The organism is Streptomyces sp. NBC_00209, from assembly GCF_045206345.1.
GTDB lineage: Bacteria > Actinomycetota > Actinomycetes > Streptomycetales > Streptomycetaceae > Streptomyces.
Window position 1 is genome coordinate 5,781,230 of the sequence record NZ_CP108121.1, and the last position, 21,004, is coordinate 5,802,233.

Consider the following 21,004-nt stretch of genomic DNA (forward strand, 5'->3'; position numbering starts at 1 on the left):
GGGTTCAAAAAGCTGAACAATGCTCTACTCTCCCGCACATGTCGTGGACACGAAGACTTTTGGCGGTTCTGGCGGTGCTCGCCGCCGCACTGCTCGCGGCCCCCGCCGCCCAGGCGCACGAGGAACGGCCGGTCACCCTGCCCGACGGCACCGGCAGCGTCCCCGTGTACCGCACCGGCGAGCCCGATCTCCTGGTCTGCAAGACCGACCGGGCCGACTTCGAGCGCCGGATCTCGGGTTTCCCCGAGGCGTTGAAGGCGCGCAACCTCACGCTCTTCGAACGGTGCCGCACCTCCGGCTACCGCCACCTCCAGCAGGCGGTCGACGCGGTCGACGGGCCCGGGAAGAACATCGCGATCCTCCCCGGCCTGTACGAGGAGGAGCCCTCGCTCCCCGCGCCGAAGGGGGAGTGCACCCGGCTCAAGGCCCCCAACTCGCAGCTCGGCTACCAGATCCTCAGCTACGAGCAGCAGGCGAAGTGCCCGCACAACCAGAACCTGGTGGCGATCCTCGGTAAGAAGGACCTCCAGATCGAGGGCACCGGCGCGGCCCGCACGGACGTCGTCATCGACGCCAAGTACCGCAAGCTGAACGCGATCCGCTCGGACAAGTCCGACGGGATCTACTTCAGGAACTTCACCGCCCAGCGCACCACGTTCAACTCGCTCTACGTCCTGGCCCAGGACGGCTTCGTCATCGACGACGTGCTGACCCGCTGGAACGACGAGTACGGCTTCCTGACCTTCGCCGGCGACCACGGCCTGTACAAGAACTGCGAGTCCTACGGCAACGGCGACTCCGGCATCTACCCGGGCAGCGCCTCCGACATCAACGACGGCTACGGCTACGACGTACCGCGCTACTCGATCGAGATCACCGGCTGCCGCAGCCACCACAGCATGGTCGGCTACTCCGGCACGGCGGGCGACTCCGTCTACGTCCACGGCAACGAGTTCGACCACAACATGGGCGGCGCCTCGATGGACAGCGCCTTCCCCGGCCACCCCGGACTCCCGCAGAACCACGCCCGCTTCGAACGCAACCTGATCCACGACAACAACGCCGACTACTACCGCTACGTCGCCGACGGCACCTGCGCCAAGCCGCCCGCCGAGCGGGGTTACGAGGACGGCGTCGTCTGCCCGCAGATCTCCATGCCCCCGGGCACCGGCATCATCACCGCCGGCGGCAACTGGAACCGCTACGAAGACAACTGGATCTACGGCCAGAACCGCGCCGCGTTCTTCCTGAGCGCGGTCCCCGCCTTCATCCGCGGCGAGAACGCCCTCGGCAAGCAGACCGACACCTCGCACCACAACCGCTACGCCGGCAACCACCTCGGCACCGACAAGAGCGGCACGTCCCGCCCCAACGCCACCGACGTCTGGTGGGACGGCCAGGGCGACGGCAACTGCTGGCAGTCGGACACCGGCGCCTCGACCCCGCGCTCCCTGCCCAGCTGCGGCGACAAGCGGGGCGACGTGTCGGGGTCCACCGACCGGATCGCCGGCGAACCCGTCAAGCTCGCCCAGCTGCTGGTCTGCGCCGACTACGACGTACGCGCCCGGCGGCTGCCGGCCGGCTGCGACTGGTACGGGGCACGCGGCATCGCACGCATCGAGGTCCAGGCCGCCCTGGGCATCGCCGTGGTCCTCGTGCTCGTCGGCGGGGTGCTCTGGTGGCGGCGGCTCCGGACCAGCCGGCTCGCCACGGTCGCGTCCGCCCTCGGCGTCCTCGGCCTCGGCCTCGACGTGGCCGGGTCCACCATGGGCCTCGCCGCCACCTACGTCCCCGCCGTCGCACTGCTGCTCACCGGGCTCTGGTGGACCGGCCTCGGCCTGGCACTGCGTCCGGCGCGCCCGGTGTTCGGCTGGGTGACCGTGGTCCTGGGCGCGCTGACGCTGCTCGACGCGCTGGACAAGGGCGTGTTCATGATCCCGTGGATCCCGCTCAGCCCGGCCTGGGTACGGGGGCTGCTCGGCCTGGTCTGGGTCGTCTGGGCCGTCGTGGCCGCGGCCCGGCACGGGGAGCGGGGGCGCGCGGAGCGCGCCGAAGGCGGGGGCGGGGACGGCCGTTCGGAGCCCTCGGCCGCCACCGCTTCGACGCGGACCCCCGCCCCGGACTCGGAAGGCGACCCCTCATGACCCGCGCCCGCCCCGCCGCCCGCCCCGCCCTCGCCCTGCTCACCGCCGCCGTCCTCGTCCTCGGTGCGGGCGCCTGCGGGGGCAGGGCCACCACCCACCACAAGCCCGGCACCAGTCACGCCGAGGACACCGGCAGCAACGGCCGCCTCCTGAAGGCCGACGACGGCGACGGCCACCGGCTCCGCCAGGTCGACGCCGACGGCGCCCCCGAGGTGGACCTCGCCGTCCGGCCCGACTCGGAGGACGGCTGGAACGTCCACCTCACCGTGCGCGACTTCCGCTTCACCCCGGACAGCGTGGGCGGCGGCGCGCTCGCCGGACGCGGCCACGCCCGGCTCTTCCTGGACGGGCACCCGCTCGCCCGGGTCTACGGCGCCTGGTTCCACCTCCCCGAATCGCTGCTGCGCGCGGCCGGGGGCGGCACCCACCTCACCGCGGGGCTCTACGCCGACGACCACACCGCCTGGGCCGTCGGCTCCGCCCCGGTCCGGGCCGCCGCCACGCTCGGCGACGCCTCCGCGAGCCCCTCCGCCCCGCCCGACGACGACACCACCACCGTCGACATCGCCATCGAGGACGGCAAGGTGAGCCCCGCGCCCGGCCGCACCGAGATCGCGAAGGGCCGCACCGTACGCCTGCGGGTCCACAGCGACCGCGACGACGTCCTGCACGTCCACGGCTACGACAAGGAGGCGAGGCTCCCCGCCGGACGGACCGTCACGGTCACCTTCACCGCCGACCGGACCGGGCTCTTCGAGGTCGAGACCCATGAGTCGGACCTCCTGCTGACCCAGCTCGTCGTCCGGTGACGGGCGCCCCCGCCCCCGGTGCCGTGCGCGTCCTCGCCCACGGCATCGGGGCCCAGCACGACCTGCCCCTCTCGCCGTTCTACGCGTTCGCCGGGGCCTTCGCCGCGCTCTTCGTCTCCTTCCTCGCGCTCGGCCTGCTCTGGTCGGACTCGCGGTTCACGGGCGACACGGCGGGCCGCCCGCTCCCGGCCGCCGTCCAGCGCCTGGCCGACGCCCGCGCCACCCGGCTCACCGCCCACGGGCTCGGCCTGGCCGCCGCGCTCGCCGTCGTGCTGTGGCTGCTCCTCGGCCCCGCCGACCCGGACCGCAACCCGGCGCCCGGCGCGGTCTACGTCCTCCTGTGGGTCGGGCTCGTCCCCGCCTCGCTGCTCCTCGGCCCCGTCTGGCGCCCGCTCAACCCCCTGCGCACCCTGCACCTCCTCGCCTGCCGCGCGCTCCGCCGCGACCCGGACACCGGCCGACCCCTCCCCGCAAGCGTCGGGATGTGGCCCGCCGCGGCCGGGCTCCTCGCCTTCACCTGGCTGGAACTCGTCGCCCCCGACCCCGCCTCGCCCACCGCCCTGCTGGTCTTCCTCGGCGTCTACGCGGCCGTCCACCTCACCGGTGCGGCGGTGTACGGCGCCCGCTGGTTCGACCACGCCGACGCCTTCGAGGTGTACTCCGGCCTCCTCGGCAGGCTCTCCCCGTTCGGCCGTGTCCGTGCAGTCCCGTCTGGCCCGCGACGCCTGGCACGCACTCTCGCCGCACCGGCCGAAATCCCAAGTACGTCCAGTACGAGGGATGTCGGCCGGTACGCCGAGAGCACGCACCAGACGCCGCGGGCCACGCCCTCCGGGCGTACGACGGGACTTCACGGACACGGCCGCCGCCGCCCCGCCGACGGCCGCCTCGTCGTGCGCTCCCCGTTCAACGGGCTCGACGCCACGCCCCGGCTCCCCGGACTCGTCGCCACCGTCTGCGTGATGCTCGGCTCCACCGCTTACGACGGCTTCTCCGACGCGCCGCGCTGGATCGCCACCGTGCAGACCTCTGAGCTCGGCCGTACCACCACCGCCACCCTGGGGCTGCTCGGCGCCGTCGCCCTCGTCGCCACCCTGTACGGGCTCTGCGCCGGCGCCGCCCGGCTCGTCTGCGGCACGCTGCCCCACCCGCTCACCGCGTTCGCCCACTCGCTGGTGCCGATCGCCCTCGGCTACCTCGTCGCCCACTACTTCACGCTCTTCGCCACCGAGGGCCCGCACACCGTGCGCCTGGCGTTCGGCGCCGACCGGCCCCCCGTGCCCGAACCGCCCCTGGGGCCGGGCGGCGTCGCGACGCTCCAGGTCCTCGCGATCGTCACCGGCCACGTCCTCGGGGTCATCGCCGCGCACGACCGGTCCGTACGGCTCATGCCGCCCCGGCGCGCCGTCATCGGACAGCTCCCGCTGCTCGTCCTGATGATCGCGTACACCGTGGGAGGGCTCGCCCTGCTCATCGCCTGAGCCCAGGCTCCCGCCGCCGCAGGAGGTGCACGGCATCATGGAAGGCGTGCCCGACACGAACAACCTCCGCCGTGCCCCGGTCCAGCAGCGCAGCGCCGAACGCCTCGCCCGGATCCTCGACGCCTGCGCCGGACTCCTGGACGAGATCGGCTACGAGCAGCTGTCCACCCGGGCCGTGGCCCAGCGGGCCGGGGTGCCCATCGGCTCCGTCTACCGCTTCTTCTCCAACAAGCGGGCCCTGGCGGACGCGCTGGCCCGCCGCAACCTGGACAGCTACGCCGAGCGCATCACCGCCCGGCTGACCGCCATCGAGACCGCCGACTGGCGCGGCGCGATCGACGCCGTGCTGGACGAGTACCTGGCGATGAAGCGCACCGTCCCCGGCTTCGCCCTGGTCGACTTCGGCGCCCCCGCGCCCGACGAGGACCCGGCCGACGACGCCAACCAGCGCGTCGCGTCCCGGCTCACCGGGCTCCTCGCCGGACAGCTCGGCCGGGAGGCCGACGCGGACCTGCTGCGCGCCATCCTGGTCTGCGTGGAGGCGGCCGACGCCCTGCTCAAACTCGCCTTCCGCGGCGACCAGTCCGGCGACGACGCCCTCGTCGCCGAGACCCGCGAACTCATCCACGCGTACCTCGCCCGGAGGCTCGACTGATCTTCCCTCGGCTGTGAATGCGCCCGGGGGGTTACCCAACTTTGCGCGAGTCATTCCCTCACCGGGCGCGGTGGGCTAATTTCGGGCCACTGCTGCCGCTCCCCACCGCTCCCTCACGAACCCTCCCGGGCGGAACCACATGACTCGCGCCATCACCCTGCACAACGTCAGCAAGGCATACGGGCGGTCCCCGCGCGCCGTCGACCGTCTCTCGCTCTCCATCGACCCGGGCGAGTTCGTCGTCCTGCTGGGCCCCTCCGGCTGCGGCAAGTCGACCGTGCTCCGCATGATCGCCGGCCTGGAGGACACCAGCGAGGGCGAGATCCTCCTCGACGGCGAACCGGCCAACCACCTCACCCCGCGCGAACGCGGGATGGCCATGGTCTTCCAGAACTTCGCGCTGTACCCGACCATGACCAACCGGGCCAACATCGGCTTCCCGCTGAAGCTGGAGAACCCGCGCGCGGACCACAACGAGCGCATCGAGAACACGGCCAGGATGCTCGGGATCGAGCGCGTCCTGGACCGGCTCCCCGGCCAGCTCTCCGGCGGCGAGCGCCAGCGGGTCGCCATGGGACGGGCCATCTCGCGCCAGCCCTCCGCCTTCCTCATGGACGAGCCGCTGTCCAACCTCGACGCCAAGCTCCGCAACCACCTGCGCGCCGAGATCGCCCAGCTCACCAAGGAACTCGGCGTCACCACCGTCTACGTGACCCACGACCAGGCCGAGGCCATGTCCCTGGGCCACCGGGTCGCCGTCATGCGCGGCGGAGTCCTCCAGCAGGTCAGCCCGCCGCGCGAGGTGTACGCCCTGCCGGAGAACGTCTTCGTCGCCGCGTTCATCGGGACGCCCCGGATCAATCTCCTCCAGGCCGTGGTGCACGCGCCCCTGGAGGGCCGGATGTCCATCGACCTGGGCCGCCAGCGCCTCCCGCTGCCCGAACCGCTCAGCCCCGACCACCAGCTCCTGCGCATCCAGCAGGGCCGCCCGATCATCGTCGGCCTGCGCTCGGAGGCGGTCCGGATCGCCCCGCCCAGCCACGCCCGCCCGGGCGAGGTCGCGCTCAGCGGCATCGTGGAGCACGTCGAATACCAGGGCCACGAGGCGCTGGTCCACCTCAACACCGGCTCCCGGCCCGCCGTCGTCCCCGAGCTGGAATCGGCCCGCACCGACCGGGGACCCGCGCGCAGGCGGCGCGGCGGCCAGGGCGGTACGGGGATGCTGGAGCGGATCAGGGAGCGCGCCACCTCCTACGTGGGCGGGTCCGTCGCCGTCCTGGACGCGCCGGAGGCCGACGACCTGCCGCCGGGCATGCACAGCCCGGACCGCCCCGCCGTCACCGCCAGCGACCTCGTGGTGCGGACCGGGCCCGACATGATGCTGCGCACCGGCGGCCAGGTGCCCCTCCTGGTCGACCTCGCCCACCTGTACGTCTTCGACCACCAGGGCCGCCGCATCTGCCCGCTGCCGAAGGACGTGCCAGGGCTGGACATGTAGCCGGGGGAGGGCCGGCACGTGACGGGGGTCTCTGGCGCCTGAAAACTAACAGCGCTAGTTTGGGCTCCGGACGATCCCGTCCGTCACCGTGCCCGGGAGGAACCAGCGATGAAGGCCCACGACGGTATGTACATCGGCGGCGCCTGGCGGCCCGCCGCGGGAACGGACACGATCGCGGTCGTGAACCCGGCGGACGAGCAGGTCATCGGCCACGTCCCGGCCGGCACCGCCGAGGACGTCGACGCCGCGGTACACGCCGCCCGCGCCGCCTTCCCGGGCTGGGCCGCCACCCCGCCCGCCGAGCGAGCCGCCCGCATCGCCGCCCTCCGCGACGTGCTGGGAACCCGCGCGGAGGAGATCGCCGGAACGGTCACCGCCGAGCTGGGCGCCCCGCCCGCGCTCGCCGCCTCCGTGCACGCGGGCCTCCCGGTCCTGGTCGCCGGGACCTACGCCGAGCTCGCCGCCACGTACGCCTTCGAGGAGCGGCACGGCAACTCGACGGTGTACCTGGAGCCCGTCGGCGTCGTCGGCGCGATCACCCCGTGGAACTACCCGCTGCACCAGATCGTCGCCAAGGTCGCCCCCGCGCTGGCCGCCGGCTGCACGGTCGTCCTCAAGCCCGCCGAGGACACCCCGCTCACCGCCCAGCTCTTCGCCGAGGCGGCCGCCGAGGCCGGGCTGCCCGCGGGCGTGTTCAACCTGGTCACCGGCCTGGGCCCGGTCGCCGGACAGGCCCTCGCCGCGCACGAGGACGTCGATCTCGTCTCCTTCACCGGGTCCACCGCGGTCGGCCGCCAGATCGGTGCCACGGCCGGCGCCGCCGTCAAGCGCGTCGCGCTGGAACTGGGCGGCAAGTCCGCCAACGTGATCCTGCCCGGCGCGGACCTCGCCAAGGCGGTCAACGTGGGCGTCGCCAACGTGATGTCCAACTCCGGGCAGACATGCAGCGCCTGGACCCGGATGCTGGTGGACGCCGAGCGGTACGAGGAGGCCGTGGCGCTCGCGGCGGCGGCCGTCGCCAAGTACGTGCCCGGGGACCGGGTCGGCCCGCTCGTCAACGCCAAGCAGCGGGCCCGGGTGCGCGGTTACATCGAGAAGGGCGTCGAGGAGGGCGCCCGCCTCGTCGCCGGCGGCCCCGAAGCACCGCTGCCCACCGGCTACTACGTCAGCCCCACGGTGTTCGCCGACGTCACCCCGGAGATGGCCATCGCCCAGGAGGAGATCTTCGGCCCCGTCGTCTCGATCCTGAAGTACGAGGACGAGGACGACGCGCTCCGTATCGCCAACGGCACGGTCTACGGGCTCGCGGGCGCGGTCTGGGCCGCCGACGACGAGACGGCCGTGGCCTTCGCCCGCCGGATGGACACCGGCCAGGTCGACATCAACGGCGGCCGCTTCAACCCGCTGGCGCCCTTCGGCGGCTACAAGCAGTCCGGCGTCGGCCGCGAACTCGGCGCGCACGGCCTCGCCGAATACCTCCAGACCAAGTCCCTCCAGTTCTGAGCCTCCTATCACCCACCCCCATCAGCGATCAGCAAGGAGCCAGTCCGTGGTCCGCGCCGCCGTACTGCCCGCCGTCGGAGCTCCGCTGGAGATCACCGACATCGTCCTGCCGGAGCCCGGCCCCGGCCGGGTGCGCGTCCGCCTCGCCGCAGCCGGGGTCTGCCACTCCGACCTCTCGCTGTCCAACGGCACGATGCGGGTGCCCGTCCCCGCCGTCCTCGGCCACGAGGGCGCCGGCACCGTCGTCGCGGTCGGCGAGGGCGTCACCCATGTCGTCCCGGGCGACGGCGTCGTCCTCAACTGGGCGCCCTCCTGCGGCAGCTGCCACCACTGCGGCATCGGCGAGGTGTGGCTCTGCGCGGGCGCCCTGGCCGGCGCGGCCAACCTGCACGCCCGCACCGCCGACGGCACCGACCTGCGCCCCGGGCTGAACGTCGCCGCCTTCGCCGAGGAGACCGTCGTCGCCGGGAACTGCGTGCTGCCCGCCCCGGACGGCATCCCGCTCACCGACGCGGCGCTCCTGGGCTGCGCGGTGCTCACCGGCTACGGCGCGGTCCACCACAGCGCGCGGGTCCGCGCGGGGGAGTCCGTCGTGGTGTTCGGCATCGGCGGCGTCGGGCTCGCCGTGCTCCAGTCCGCCCGGATCGCGGGCGCCTCGCAGGTCATCGCGGTCGACGTCTCCCCGGAGAAGGAGGAGCTGGCCCGCCGGGCGGGCGCCACGGACTTCGTCCTCTCCTCGGAGACCACGCCCCGGGACATCCGGAAGCTCACCGGGGGCCAGGGCGCGGACGTGGCCGTGGAGTGCGTGGGGCGCGCGACCACCATCCGGAGCGCCTGGGAGTCCACCCGGCGGGGCGGCCGCACCACGGTCGTCGGCATCGGCGGCAAGGACCAGCAGGTCACCTTCAACGCCCTGGAGATCTTCCACTGGGGCCGCACCCTGACCGGCTGCGTCTACGGCAACAGCGACCCGGCCCGCGATCTGCCGGTGCTGGCGGACCACATCCGGGCGGGCCGCTTCGACGTCTCCCTGATGGTCACCGAACGCATCGGCCTGGACGGCATCCCGGCCGCCTTCGACAACATGATCGCGGGCAAGGGCGGCCGCGCGCTGGTGGTCTTCTAGGGCCGGGCGCGGGCGGGCTCCAGCTGCGCGTACTGCAGCTCCAGCCCGTCCACCAGCGCCCGCAGCCCGGTCTCGAAGGCCCCCTCGTCCACCTGCTGCCGCCGCTCGGCCAGCAGGTGCGCCTGGCCCAGGTGCGGGTAGTCGGCGGGGTCGTACGCCGTCTCGTCGTCCACGAACCCCCGGGCGAAGGAGCCGAGCGCCGAGCCGGTGATGAAGTACCGCATCAGCGCCCCGATGTACGTGGCCTGGGCGGGCGGCCACCCCGCGCGCACCATGGCCCCGAACACGGCGTCCGCGACCCGCAGCCCGGCCGGGCGGCGCCCGGGCCCCTGCGCGAGCACCGGGACGATGTGCGGATGCGCGGCGAGTGCCGCCCGGTAGGAGACCGCCCAGTCGTGCAGGGCGGCCCGCCAGTCGCGGGGGTCGGACTCCTCGAACATCGACAGGTCGACCTGTGCCGAGACGGCGTCGGCGACCGCGTCCAGGATCTCGTCCTTGTTGCGGAAGTGGTTGTACAGGGAGGGCCCGCTGACCCCCAGCTCGGCCGCCAGGCGGCGGGTCGACACCGCGTCCAGCCCTTCGGCGTCCACGAGGGCGCTCGCCTTCTCGACGATGCGTTCTCTGCTCAGGAGGGGCTTGCGCGGGCGGGCCATGCGGCACATAGTAGGCCCTGCCAGCTGAAAACTAGCAGTGCTAATTAAGGCGGAGGGTGCGGCCGATGAACCTGGAGCTGAGCGAGGAGCAGGAAGCCGTCCGGCAGCTCGCGAGGGACTTCGTCGCCCGCGAGGTCACTCCGTACGCGGCCGAGTGGGACCGGTCCGAGAACGTCGACAAGTCGATCGTCAAGAAGCTCGGCGCCCTCGGCTTCCTCGGCCTGACCGTCCCCGAGGAGTACGGCGGCTCGGGCGGCGACCACCTCGCGTACTGCCTGGTGACCGAGGAGCTGGGCCGCGGCGACTCCTCGGTGCGCGGGATCGTCTCGGTCTCGCTCGGCCTGGTCGCCAAGACCATCGCGGCCTGGGGTGACGAGGAGCAGAAGCGCCGGTGGCTGCCCCGGCTCACCTCGGGCGACGCGGTCGGCTGCTTCGGGCTCACCGAGCCCGGCACCGGCTCGGACGCGGGCGGCCTGGCGACCCGGGCCGTGCGGGACGGCGGCGACTACGTGATCAACGGCGGCAAGATGTTCATCACCAACGGCACCTGGGCCGACGTGGTGCTGCTCTTCGCCCGCACCAACGACACCCCCGGCCACAAGGGCGTCTCCGCCTTCCTGGTCCCCGCCGAGGCCCCGGGCCTCAGCCGCCGCACCATCCACGGCAAGCTCGGCCTGCGCGGCCAGGCCACGGCCGAACTGGTCCTGGAGGACGTCCGGGTGCCCGCGAGCGCCCTGCTGGGCCCCGAGGGCAAGGGCTTCTCGATCGCCATGTCCGCCCTGGCCAAGGGCCGGATGTCGGTGGCCGCCGGCTGCGTCGGCATCGCCCAGGCGGCCCTGGACGCGGCCGTCGGCTACGCCGGTGAACGCGAGCAGTTCGGCAGGCCCATCGCGGGCTACCAGCTCGTCCAGGAGCTCATCAGCGACATCTCCGTGGACGTCGAGGCGGCGCGCCTGCTCACCTGGCGGGTCGCCGACCTCATCGACCGGGGCCAGGACTTCGCCACCGCCGCGTCCCGGGCCAAGCTGTTCGCGTCCGAGGCCGCCGTCCGGGCCGCCAACAACGCGCTCCAGGTCTTCGGCGGCTACGGCTACATCGACGAGTACCCGGTCGGCAAGCTGCTCCGGGACGCCCGCGTGATGACGCTCTACGAGGGCACCAGCCAGATCCAGAAGCTGATCATCGGCCGGGCCCTGACCGGGGTCTCGGCGTTCTGAGTATCTTCTGAGTATCCGAACGGATGTGGCGTGCGTCATACCGCCGGATGCTGGGCGCCATGAGTGAGACGACATCGGTCAAACAGCAGACCACAGGCGCCTACTTCGGGCAGGCCGTCGCGTCCTTCGGGATCGCGATGGCCGCGGTGACCCTCGGAATCTACTTCCTCGACGCCGACGCCTGGGTGCGGGGCTTCCTCGCCGTCGGCGTCCTCTACCTGGTCACGTCCTGCTTCACCCTGGCCAAGGTCATCCGGGACCGGCAGGAGGCGGGCCAGCTGGTCAGCCGGGTCGACCAGGCCCGGCTGGAGAAGATCCTCGCCGAGCACGACCCGTTCCAGAAGCTCTGACCCCCACCTCGCGAAACGTTCCCCTAAGCGCTTGCTCAGGATCGGGGTATGGTGTGCGTCCTGCTGACTGAGAGGGGCGAGCGACGATGAGCACGGCGCAGGAGACCGACGCCGAGGACCCGCCGTGGGCCGAGGTGACGCCCGAGGCCGCGCGGCGGCTCCTCGTCGCGGCCGTCGACGCCTTCGCCGAGCGCGGGTACCACGCGACCACCACCCGGGACATCGCGGGCCGCGCCGGAATGAGCCCCGCCGCGCTCTACATCCACTACAAGACGAAGGAAGAGCTGCTCCACCGGATCAGCCGGATCGGCCACGACCGCGCCCTGGCCGTGCTGGAGGCGGCCGCCGACAGCGACGGCACGGCCGCCGAACGGCTCGCCACCGCCGTACGCGCCTTCGTCCGCTGGCACGCCGAACGGCACACCACCGCCCGCGTGGTCCAGTACGAGCTGGACGCGCTCGGCGAGGAGCACCGCACCGAGATCATCGCGCTGCGCCGCAGCACCGACGCGGTGGTGCGCCGGATCATCGGTGAGGGCGTCGCCTCCGGCGAGTTCGACGTACCGGACGTGCCGGGCACCACGCTCGCGGTGCTGTCGCTCTGCATCGACGTGGCGCGCTGGTTCAACGCGCAGGGCAGCCGGACGCCCGACGAGGTCGCCGAGCTGTACGCCGGCCTGGTGCTGCGGATGGTCGCCGCCGGGCGCTGAGCACGTTCACGTCCCCGTGGGGCCGGGGGCGTTCGCGTATGCACGCGGGCGCGGGCTCAGAAGTAGTAGCGCGACACCGACTCGGCGACGCAGGCCGGCTTGTCGCCGCCCTCGCGCTCGACCGTCACGACGGCGGTGATCTGCACGCCGCCGCCCGCCTCCTCGACGCTCTTCAGGACGGCCGTCGCGCGCACCCGGGAGCCGACGGGCACGGGGGAGGGGAAGCGGACCTTGTTGGTGCCGTAGTTGATGCCCATCTTCGCGCCCTCGACCGCCATGACCTGCGGGACGAGCACCGGCAGCAGCGACAGCGTCAGATAGCCGTGCGCGATGGTCTTCCCGAACGGGCCGGCCGCCGCCTTCTCCGGGTCCACGTGGATCCACTGGTGGTCGCCGGTGGCGTCGGCGAACAGGTCGATCCGCTTCTGGTCGACCTCCAGCCAGTCGCTGTACCCCAGCTGCTCGCCCACGCCGTCCCGCAGCTCCTGCGCGGACTCGAAGATCCTCGGCTCAGCCATGTCCCTGCTCCCTGCCCTTCACACTCTCCTGATCATCCACGCTTTCTAAGCGCTTGCTCAGCATCCTGCGCGGGTGCGTTCCTGTCAACGACGGACCGGCCGGGCACCGGCCACGTAGGCTTCGACGGGTGCCCCAGATCCCGCAGACACTTCACGAACTCACCGTCGGCCAGCTCTCCGCGCGCAGCGGCGCCGCCGTGTCGGCCCTGCACTTCTACGAGGCCAAGGGCCTGATCAGCAGCCGCCGCACCAGCGGCAACCAGCGCCGCTACAGCAGGGACGCCCTGCGCCGGGTCGCCTTCGTCCGCGCGGCCCAGCGGGTGGGCATCCCGCTGGCCACCATCCGCGAGGCGCTGGCCGAACTCCCCGAGGAGCGCACCCCGAACCGCGACGACTGGGCGCGGCTCTCGCACGTCTGGCGTTCCGAGCTGGACGACCGGATCAAGCAGCTGGGCCGACTCCGCGACCACCTCACCGACTGCATCGGCTGCGGCTGCCTCTCGCTGGAGACCTGTGTCCTGTCCAACCCGGACGACATCAACGGCGAGAAGATCAGCGGCTCGCGCCTGATGCCGGAGCGCAAGCCGGACCGCGCGCCGGCCGCCCGTGCGGCGGAGAGCGCCGAGGGCTGCTGCTGACCGATGCGTACCGGGCGGCCCCTGCGGTGGGCCGCCCGCCCCTCAGGCCACCGTCGCCAGCTCGCCCGCCCGGTCGCGGCGGGCCCGCGCCAGGGCCGCCGGGGTGAGCACGGGCTGCGGCACCACGATCCCGCACCCCGTGCAGACCGGGCCCGACCACGGCTCGGTGTCCAGGTCGTGCCGCCAGGTGATCCCGGTCTTGCCGCACACCGGGCAGCCGGCGCCGGGCTCCGCCTCCAGGGCCGAGATCAGCCGGGCCAGCACCTCGGCGAGCGGGGCCGAGGGATGGACCGCCGGGTCGTCGCAGCGCGCGACGCCGTTGCCGCCCCAGGTGCGCCGGTGCCAGTCGTCGAAGGCGCCCGGCCGGCGCAGCCCCCGGTGCTTCTCCCGCCTGCGGCGCTCCGCGAACCCCGCCTCGTAGCCGAGCCAGACCGTGCGGGCCCGCTCCAGCTCGTCCAGTGCCCGCACCAGCCGCACCGGGTCCGGGTCCCGGTCCTCGGGGGCTATGCCGTGCCGTGCGCACAGATGGTCCCAGGTCGCCCGGTGCCCGTAGGGGGCGAAGCGTTCCAGGCATTTGCGCAGCGAGTACCGCCGCAGTGCCAGATCGCTTCTCGGGTCGCGGACCTGTCTCGCCAGACTCCGGAAACCGGCCATTGAGCCGCCACCTCCGTCGCTCGTACTCCGTCGCCCGTACTTCGGCGTCAGGGGATGGACGTACGCCTGCCCGGATCGGCTCCATCCAAAGACCGAAGCGTCCGAAAGATGAGACGCCGCACAGAATCCGGCGGCATGTGGCGATTCGGAAAAGGTGACCGATGTTCACCTTACCGGCGGGTCGTACCGCCAGTAACCTGCCGCGCATCGGCCTCTCGGAGGAGTACGCATGCCCCCACGCACCCGTATGACCCGCACCGGTACCACCAGAGCCGCCGCCCTCGCCGCGGCTCTCGCCCTCGGTACGTCCCTGCTCGCCGCCGCTCCCCACGCGGGCGCCGCCGAGGCGGACCCCGTCCCCGACTACTGCCAGGGGCAGTGCGACGACATCCTGCCGCCCGGCGAGAACGGCAACGCCACCCTGGTGGAGATCCTGGGCAACAAGGCGTTCGGCACCCATCCCGCGCACAGCGACGACCAGCTCGACCGCTACGACGGGCTGGTCGCCGGGCACACCGGGCTCACCGACCAGAAGCTCACCGACTTCTTCAACGACGCCTCGTTCGGCGTCCCGAAGGCCCAGGTGGAGTCCGTCACCGCACCGCGCGACGACGTCACCATCACCCGCGACAAGTCCTCCGGCGTCCCGCACATCAAGGGCACCACGCGCTACGGCACCGAGTTCGGCGCCGGGTACGCGGCCGGGCAGGACCGGCTGTGGTTGATGGACCTCTTCCGGCACATCGGGCGCGGCGAGTTGACCTCGTTCGCGGGCGGGGCCCTCGCCAACCAGGGCCTGGAGCAGCAGTTCTGGCCGCAGGCCCCGTACACCGAGGCCGATCTGGAGGCCCAGGTCGAGTACATCAGGACCCATGAGGGGGCCCGGGGCGAACAGGCCATGGCGGACGCGCAGGCGTACGTGGACGGCATCAACGCCTACCGCAAGAAGTCGAAGGACGGCCGTTACTTCCCCGGCGAGTACGTCCTGACCGGCAAGATCGACGCCATCACCAACATCGGCGAGATCCAGCCGTTCAAGCTCACCGACCTGATCTCCATCGCCTCGGTCGTCGGCGGCCAGTTCGGCGGCGGGGGCGGCGGCGAGGTGCAGGCGGCGCTGTCGCTCCTCTCCGCGCAGCAGAAGTACGGCGTCGCCGAGGGCACGAAGGTCTGGGAGTCGTTCCGCCAGCGCAACGACCCCGAGGCCGTGCTCACCATCCACGACGGCACCTCCTTCCCGTACGCCGACAAGCCCGACAAGGCCGTCGGCACCGCCCTCCCGGACCAGGGTTCCGTCACCGCCGAACCCCTCATTCACGACCGCACCGGTTCGGCGGGCACGGGTGTGAAGGCCCCGGTCAAGGCACCGGCCGCGCTCAAGAAGGCGCAGGGCATCTTCGACGACGGCGTCATCCCGGAGGGCTCGCTGCCCGGCTCCGGCTCCGGCGCCCAGAAGCGCGGGATGTCCAACGCCCTGCTGGTGTCCGGCAAGAGCACCGCGAGCGGGCACCCCGTCGCCGTGTTCGGACCGCAGACCGGCTACTTCGCGCCGCAGCTGATGATGCTCCAGGAGCTCCAGGGCCCGGGCATCAGCGCGCGCGGCGTCTCCTTCGCCGGTGTCGGGATGTACATCCAGATGGGCCGGGGCCAGGACTACGCCTGGAGCGCCACCTCGGCAGGCCAGGACATCACCGACACGTACGCGATCGACCTCTGCGAGCCCGACGGCTCCACGCCCACCAAGGACTCGACGCACTACCTCTACCGGGGCACCTGCACCGCGATGGAGAAGATGGAGAAGTCCAACTCCTGGAAGCCGACCGTCGCGGACTCCACCGCCAAGGGCTCGTACCGGATGCAGGTATGGCGTACCGACTACGGCATCGTCACCCACCGCGCCACGGTGGCCGGCAAGCCCGTCGCGTACACCACGCTCCGCTCCACCTACCGGCACGAGGCCGACTCGATCATCGGCTTCCAGATGCTCAACGACCCGGCGTACGTCACCGACGCGGCGTCCTTCCAGCGGGCGGCGAGCGACATCGACTACGCCTTCAACTGGTTCTACGCCGACTCCCGCACCGCCGCCTACTACAACAGCGGCATGAACCCGGTGCGCGCGCCCGGCGTCGACCCGGCGCTCCCGGTCCGCGCCGAGAAGGCGTACGAGTGGCAGGGCTACGACCCGGCCGCCAACACCGCCGCATACACCGCCTTCGCCGAGCACCCGCACTCCAGCGGCCAGGACTACTACATCTCCTGGAACAACAAGCAGGCCGAGGGGTACGCCGCTTCGGGCTTCGGGCTCAGCGCGGTGCACCGGGCCGACCTGCTGGACGACCGGGTCGCGAAGCTCGTCGCGGAGGGCGGTGTGACCCGCGCCTCGCTCACCCGGGCCATGGCGGACGCGGCCCTCACGGACCTGCGCGGCGAGCAGCTGCTGCCCGAGCTGCTGAAGGTCATCCGCTCCCAGCCGGTGACCGACCCGGACCTGAACGCGGCGGTCCAGCAGCTGGACTCCTGGCGCGCGGCGGGCGCCCAGCGCAAGGAGACGAGCCCCGGCTCGCACGCGTACGGGCATGCCGACGCGGTCCGGATCATGGACGCGTGGTGGCCGCGGCTGATCGAGGCGGAGTTCCGGCCCGGTCTCGGTGACGACCTGTACGGGGCGCTCACCGCGAACCTCGCCACCGACGAGTCCCCGGCCGCCAGCCACGGGCCGAGCGGGGCGCACAGCGGCTCGGCCTTCCAGTACGGCTGGTGGGGCTTCGCCGACAAGGACCTGCGCCAGGTGCTCGGCCAGGAGGTCAAGGGCCCGCTGGCCAAGTCCTACTGCGGCAACGGCGACCTGAGCGCCTGCCGTGCGGCGCTGCTCGCCTCGCTCAAGGAGGCGGCGGCGGTGCCGGCGGCCGAGGTCTACCCGGCCGACGACAGCTGCAAGGCCGGCGACCAGTGGTGCACGGACTCGATCATCCACCGTGCGCTGGGCGGCATCGCCCAGAAGGCCGTCCACTGGCAGAACCGCCCGACGTACCAACAGGTGGTGGAGTTCCCGAGCCACCGTTGAAACCGCGGCCGGGCGGGTCCTCGCGGGCCCGCCCGGCCCACCTCACCGGTACTGCAAGTACCGCTTACGGACGGCCCGGAACTTCGCGAGGTCCGACGCCCAGGCGCCGACAACCTCGTCCAGATCCGCCCCCGCATCGATCATCGTGCGCACCCGCGTATTGCCGGTCAGCTTGTCGATCCAGTTGTCCGACCGCCACGCGAACCCGCTCCACGTCCGCTTCGCGGTGATCAGCAGCGCGATCCCCGTACGCACCGGGTCGAAGACCTCGCGGTCCTGGACGTGCAGCTGCACGCCGCCCACCGTGACGCCCTGGAACTTGGAGAACGTCGGCGCGAAGTACGCCTCGCGGAACGCCACCCCCGGCAGCTCCAGCGCGTTGGCCGCGTCGGCCCACGTGTGGTCGATGCCCTCCGCGCCCAGCAGCTCGAACGGGCGGGTCGTGCCGCGCCCCTCGGACAGGTTCGTCCCCTCGAAGAGGCACGTTCCGGAGTAGACGAGCGCCGTGTCGGGCGTCGGCATGTTCGGGCTCGGTGGCACCCACGGCAGCCCCGACGCGTCGAAGAAGTCGGAGCGCGACCACCCCGTCATCCTCACGATCTCCAGCTCGGCCGGGCGGTCCTTCAGGAACTCCCCGTTGAACAGCAGCGCCAGCTCGGTCACCGTCATCCCGTGCGCCTGGGAAATCTCCCGGCGCCCCACGAACGTGCCGAACGCCGGGTCGAGCACCGGTCCGAGCGCCGCCCGCCCCGACACCGGGTTCGGCCGGTCCAGCACGACGAACTTCTTGCCCGCGAGGGCGGCCGCCTCCATGCAGTCGTACAGCGTCCAGATGTACGTGTAGAAGCGGGCGCCGGCGTCCTGGATGTCGAAGACGATCGTGTCCACGCCGGACGCGGTGAAGACGTCGGCGAGCGCCTGACCGCTCTTCAGATACGTGTCGTAGACCGGCAGCCCGGTCGCCGGGTCGTCGTAACGCCCCTCGGAGCCGCCCGCCTGCGCGGTGCCCCGGAAGCCGTGCTCGGGGCCGAAGACGGCGGTGAGGTTCACCCGGCCGTCCGGGTGCATCACGTCCACGATGTGCCGGACGTCGGACGTGATCCCGGTCGGGTTGGTGACGACGCCGACGCGCTGCCCCTTCAGCAGGGCGTAGCCGTCGGCCGCCAGCCGGTCGAAGCCGGTACGGAACCGCTGCCCGCCCCCGTGGCCGTTCCCGTGCCCGTGGCCCTTGCCGTGCGCCGTACCGGCGGCCGCGGGGCCGGCCGACGCGGCCGTGGCCGCGAGGGCTCCCATCGCACCGCCGGCGCTGAGCAAACCACGCCTGGACAGGCTCATTCGGCTACCTCCAAGATCGCGACGAGTGTCATGGCCACGCACGCTAGCGCGCCGAGCGGCCCGGGGGGAACGTGTCGGACGGGGCCGCCGCGCCGGGAGTGGCCGATGAGACGGCTCCACCCCTTCCCGCACGCCACCCCTTCCCACACGACATACCGACTGGTTAGTCTGCCCGTGCAGTCGGCTGAGAGGTGCGAGAGCGATGAGTACGGTGCAGGGCGCTGGCGTAGTGGTCACCGGGGCCGGAGGCGGCATCGGCGCCGCCCTCGCCCGCAGATTCGCCGCCGAGGGCGCACGGGTCGTCGTCAACGACCTCGACGCGTCCCGGATCGAGGCGCTCGCCGAGGAGACCGGCGCGATCCCGGTCGCCGGGGACGCCTCCCGGATCGTGGAAGCCGCCCGGGACGCCCTGGACGGCACCATCGACGTGTACTGCGCCAACGCGGGGCTCGCCTCGCCGGGCGACCCGATGGCCGACGAGGAGGTCTGGGCCGCGGCCTGGGACGTCAACGTGATGGCCCACGTCCGGGCGGCCCGCGCGCTGCTTCCGGACTGGCTGGAACGCGGCAGCGGCCGGTTCGTCTCGACCGCCTCCGCCGCCGGGCTGCTCACCATGATCGGCGCCGCCCCGTACAGCGTCACCAAGCACGGTGCGGTCGCCTTCGCGGAGTGGCTGTCGCTGACCTACCGGCACCGGGGCGTGAAGGTCCACGCGATCTGCCCGCAGGGCGTGCGTACGGACATGCTCACCGCCGCCGGATCGGCCGGCGAACTCGTCCTCGCGCCCGGTGCCATCGAGCCCGAGGCCGTCGCGGACGCCCTGTTCGACGCCATGGCGAACGACCGGTTCCTGGTCCTGCCGCACCCCGAGGTCGGCCGCTACTACGCGGCCAGGGCCGCCGACACCGAGCGCTGGATCCGCGGCATGAACCGCCTCCAGCGCACCTGGGAGGAGACCGGAGCATGACCGAGTCCATCTACGCGGCGAAGCCCTGGCTCCCGCTGCTCAGCGAGGCCCAGCGGGCCCCCGTCCACCCCGCCGAGACCCTGGTGCACGCCTTCCGCGAGTCCGTCGGCCGCACCCCGGACCACCCGGCGCTCGCCTACTTCGACGGCCGCCTCAGCTACCGGGAGACGGACGAGCTCTCCGACTCCGTGGCCGGCCACCTCGCCGCCCGGGGCCTGGAGCGCGGCGACCGGGTCGCGATCATGCTCCAGAACTCCCCGCAGTTCGTCCTGGCGCTCCTCGGCGCCTGGAAGGCCGGGGCCACCGTCGTCCCGCTCAACCCGATGTACAAGTCCGCCGAGGTCGGCCACGTCCTCAAGGACGCCCAGGTCACCGCCCTGATCTGCGCCGACCGGGCCTGGGAGGCGTACCTCAGGGACACCGCCGCGGCCGCGCCCGGCGTCCGGATCGCGCTCACCGCCTGCGAGCTGGACCTCCAGACGAAGAACGACGAGCGGGTGCTGAACTTCGAGCGGCTGCCCGCCGCCGGGGACGCCGACGACCTCGTCGCCGTCGCCCGCCAGGGCCTCCCCCCCGCCGGACGGGAGCTCACCGCCTCCGACACCGCGCTGATCAGCTACACCTCCGGGACCAGCGGCACCCCCAAGGGCGCCCTGAACTCCCACGGCAACATCATGGTCAACGCCGAACGCCAGCGCACCGGCCACCCCGTCCCCGAGGGCGCCGCCTACTTCGCGCTCGCCCCGCTCTTCCACATCACCGGCATGGTCTGCCAGCTGGCCGCCTGCCTCACCAACGCGGGCACCCTCGTCCTCGCCTACCGCTTCCACCCCGGGGTCGTCCTCGACGCCTTCGCCGAGCACCGCCCCGCGTACACCGTCGGGCCCTCCACCGCCTTCATGGCGCTGGCCGCGACCCCCGGCGTGACGCCCGAACACTTCGCGTCCTTCCAGGTCATCTCCTCCGGCGGCGCGCCGCTGCCGCCCGCGCTCGTGGAGCAGTTCCGGACGGGCCTCGGCCCGTACATACGCAACGGCTACGGCCTCACCGAGTGCACCGCGCCCTGCGCCTCCGTACCCCCGGAGCGCGAGGCGCCCGTCGACCCGGTCTCCGGCACCCTCTCGGTCGGCGTGCCCGGGCCGGACACCGTCGTCCGCATCCTGGACGAGAACGGCGCCGAGGTGCCCTTCGGGGAGCAGGGCGAGATCGCGGTGCGCGGCCCGCAGGTCGTCTCCGGCTACTGGGGACTGCCCGAGGCCACCGCGGCCGCCTTCCCCGACGGCGAGCTGCGCACCGGCGACATCGGCTTCATGGACCGCGAGGGCTGGCTCTATGTGGTCGACCGCAAGAAGGACATGATCAACGCCTCCGGCTTCAAGGTGTGGCCGCGCGAGGTGGAGGACGTCCTCTACACGCACCCGGCCGTCCGCGAGGCCGCCGTCGTCGGCGTGCCCGACACCTACCGGGGCGAGACCGTCCGGGCCTACGTCAGCCTGCGCCCCGGCGCGTCCGTGGAGCCGGACGAGCTGGGCGCGTACTGCAAGGAACGGCTCGCCGCCTACAAGTACCCGCGCGAGGTCGAGATCCTGGCCGAGCTGCCCAAGACGGCAAGTGGGAAGATCCTCAGGCGGGAACTGCGTTCAGCCCGCTAGAACAGACATACGCGTACGCACGGAAGG

General features: G+C 72.7%; 18 protein-coding genes. 14 read left to right on the forward strand and 4 right to left on the reverse strand.

The genetic code is table 11. From position 1 onward, the window contains the following. The first annotated feature begins 38 nt into the window (after positions 1–38). The 7 genes from OG867_RS26305 (at position 39) to OG867_RS26335 (ending at position 9,216) form a co-directional block, all read left to right on the forward strand. Positions 39–2,144, forward strand: a complete 2,106-nt coding sequence (locus OG867_RS26305; RefSeq protein WP_406288993.1) for a hypothetical protein — start codon at positions 39–41, stop codon at positions 2,142–2,144. Then, entirely contained in the window at positions 2,141–2,953 is an 813-nt protein-coding gene (locus OG867_RS26310) for a hypothetical protein (protein ID WP_406288996.1), read from the forward strand. Before OG867_RS26305 ends, OG867_RS26310 begins: the two co-directional genes overlap by 4 nt. Then, positions 2,950–4,434: a hypothetical protein gene (locus tag OG867_RS26315; protein WP_406288999.1), complete on the forward strand. Its 1,485-nt coding sequence runs from the start codon at positions 2,950–2,952 to the stop codon at positions 4,432–4,434. The genes OG867_RS26310 and OG867_RS26315 overlap by 4 nt, the downstream gene beginning before the upstream one ends. A gap of 37 nt (positions 4,435–4,471) precedes the next feature. Further along, on the forward strand, positions 4,472–5,089 hold the full coding sequence (locus tag OG867_RS26320) for a TetR/AcrR family transcriptional regulator (protein ID WP_328899450.1): 618 nt from the start codon (positions 4,472–4,474) through the stop codon (positions 5,087–5,089). 139 nt (positions 5,090–5,228) lie between these two features. After that, complete coding sequence (locus OG867_RS26325) at positions 5,229–6,587, forward strand: ABC transporter ATP-binding protein (protein ID WP_328899449.1); 1,359 nt, start codon at positions 5,229–5,231, stop codon at positions 6,585–6,587. Positions 6,588–6,695: 108 nt separating this feature from the next. Beyond that, positions 6,696–8,090, forward strand: coding sequence for an aldehyde dehydrogenase family protein (locus OG867_RS26330; protein WP_406289002.1), 1,395 nt, complete (start codon positions 6,696–6,698; stop codon positions 8,088–8,090). A gap of 46 nt (positions 8,091–8,136) precedes the next feature. Continuing rightward, entirely contained in the window at positions 8,137–9,216 is a 1,080-nt protein-coding gene (locus OG867_RS26335) for a Zn-dependent alcohol dehydrogenase (protein ID WP_406289004.1), read from the forward strand. On the opposite strand, the gene OG867_RS26340 is transcribed toward OG867_RS26335, so the two are convergent. Further along, the gene (locus OG867_RS26340; RefSeq protein ID WP_328899446.1) at positions 9,213–9,869 is read right to left on the reverse strand and encodes a TetR/AcrR family transcriptional regulator C-terminal domain-containing protein; all 657 of its coding nucleotides are present in this window, start codon (positions 9,867–9,869) and stop codon (positions 9,213–9,215) included. The genes OG867_RS26335 and OG867_RS26340 overlap by 4 nt on opposite strands. Positions 9,870–9,934: 65 nt before the next feature. Between OG867_RS26340 and OG867_RS26345 the strand changes: the two genes are divergently transcribed. The 3 genes from OG867_RS26345 to OG867_RS26355 all read left to right on the forward strand — a co-directional run bounded on the left by OG867_RS26345 (position 9,935) and on the right by OG867_RS26355 (position 12,146). After that, the gene (locus OG867_RS26345) at positions 9,935–11,086 is read left to right on the forward strand and encodes an acyl-CoA dehydrogenase family protein (protein WP_406289008.1); all 1,152 of its coding nucleotides are present in this window, start codon (positions 9,935–9,937) and stop codon (positions 11,084–11,086) included. 59 nt (positions 11,087–11,145) lie between these two features. After that, positions 11,146–11,436 carry a YiaA/YiaB family inner membrane protein gene (locus OG867_RS26350; RefSeq protein ID WP_328899444.1) on the forward strand — a complete coding sequence of 97 codons (291 nt, stop codon included), beginning with the start codon at positions 11,146–11,148 and terminating at the stop codon, positions 11,434–11,436. 86 nt (positions 11,437–11,522) lie between these two features. Then, complete coding sequence (locus tag OG867_RS26355) at positions 11,523–12,146, forward strand: TetR/AcrR family transcriptional regulator (RefSeq protein WP_328899443.1); 624 nt, start codon at positions 11,523–11,525, stop codon at positions 12,144–12,146. 56 nt (positions 12,147–12,202) lie between these two features. On the opposite strand, the gene OG867_RS26360 is transcribed toward OG867_RS26355, so the two are convergent. Further along, positions 12,203–12,664, reverse strand: a complete 462-nt coding sequence (locus tag OG867_RS26360; RefSeq protein WP_161207181.1) for a MaoC family dehydratase — start codon at positions 12,662–12,664, stop codon at positions 12,203–12,205. Between the two features lie 128 nt (positions 12,665–12,792). Between OG867_RS26360 and soxR the strand changes: the two genes are divergently transcribed. After that, the gene (soxR, locus tag OG867_RS26365) at positions 12,793–13,302 is read left to right on the forward strand and encodes a redox-sensitive transcriptional activator SoxR (protein WP_406289011.1); all 510 of its coding nucleotides are present in this window, start codon (positions 12,793–12,795) and stop codon (positions 13,300–13,302) included. A 42-nt stretch (positions 13,303–13,344) separates the two neighbouring features. Here soxR and OG867_RS26370 read toward each other — a convergent pair whose 3' ends face one another. After that, a complete protein-coding gene (locus OG867_RS26370; protein WP_328899441.1) occupies positions 13,345–13,956 on the reverse strand; it encodes a hypothetical protein in 612 nt (203 codons plus the stop codon). A 229-nt stretch (positions 13,957–14,185) separates the two neighbouring features. On the opposite strand from OG867_RS26370, the gene OG867_RS26375 reads away from it, so the two are divergent. Then, a complete protein-coding gene (locus OG867_RS26375) occupies positions 14,186–17,023 on the forward strand; it encodes a penicillin acylase family protein (protein ID WP_406289013.1) in 2,838 nt (945 codons plus the stop codon). A 42-nt stretch (positions 17,024–17,065) separates the two neighbouring features. Here OG867_RS26375 and OG867_RS26380 read toward each other — a convergent pair whose 3' ends face one another. Further along, positions 17,066–18,358 (reverse strand): DUF1343 domain-containing protein, encoded by a 1,293-nt coding sequence (locus OG867_RS26380; protein ID WP_328899439.1) that lies wholly within the window; start codon positions 18,356–18,358, stop codon positions 17,066–17,068. A 202-nt stretch (positions 18,359–18,560) separates the two neighbouring features. Between OG867_RS26380 and OG867_RS26385 the strand changes: the two genes are divergently transcribed. Both OG867_RS26385 and OG867_RS26390 read left to right on the forward strand, forming a co-directional pair. Continuing rightward, complete coding sequence (locus OG867_RS26385) at positions 18,561–19,325, forward strand: SDR family oxidoreductase (RefSeq protein ID WP_328899438.1); 765 nt, start codon at positions 18,561–18,563, stop codon at positions 19,323–19,325. Further along, positions 19,322–20,977, forward strand: a complete 1,656-nt coding sequence (locus tag OG867_RS26390; RefSeq protein WP_406289015.1) for an AMP-binding protein — start codon at positions 19,322–19,324, stop codon at positions 20,975–20,977. The genes OG867_RS26385 and OG867_RS26390 overlap by 4 nt, the downstream gene beginning before the upstream one ends. Positions 20,978–21,004: the final 27 nt, after the last annotated feature.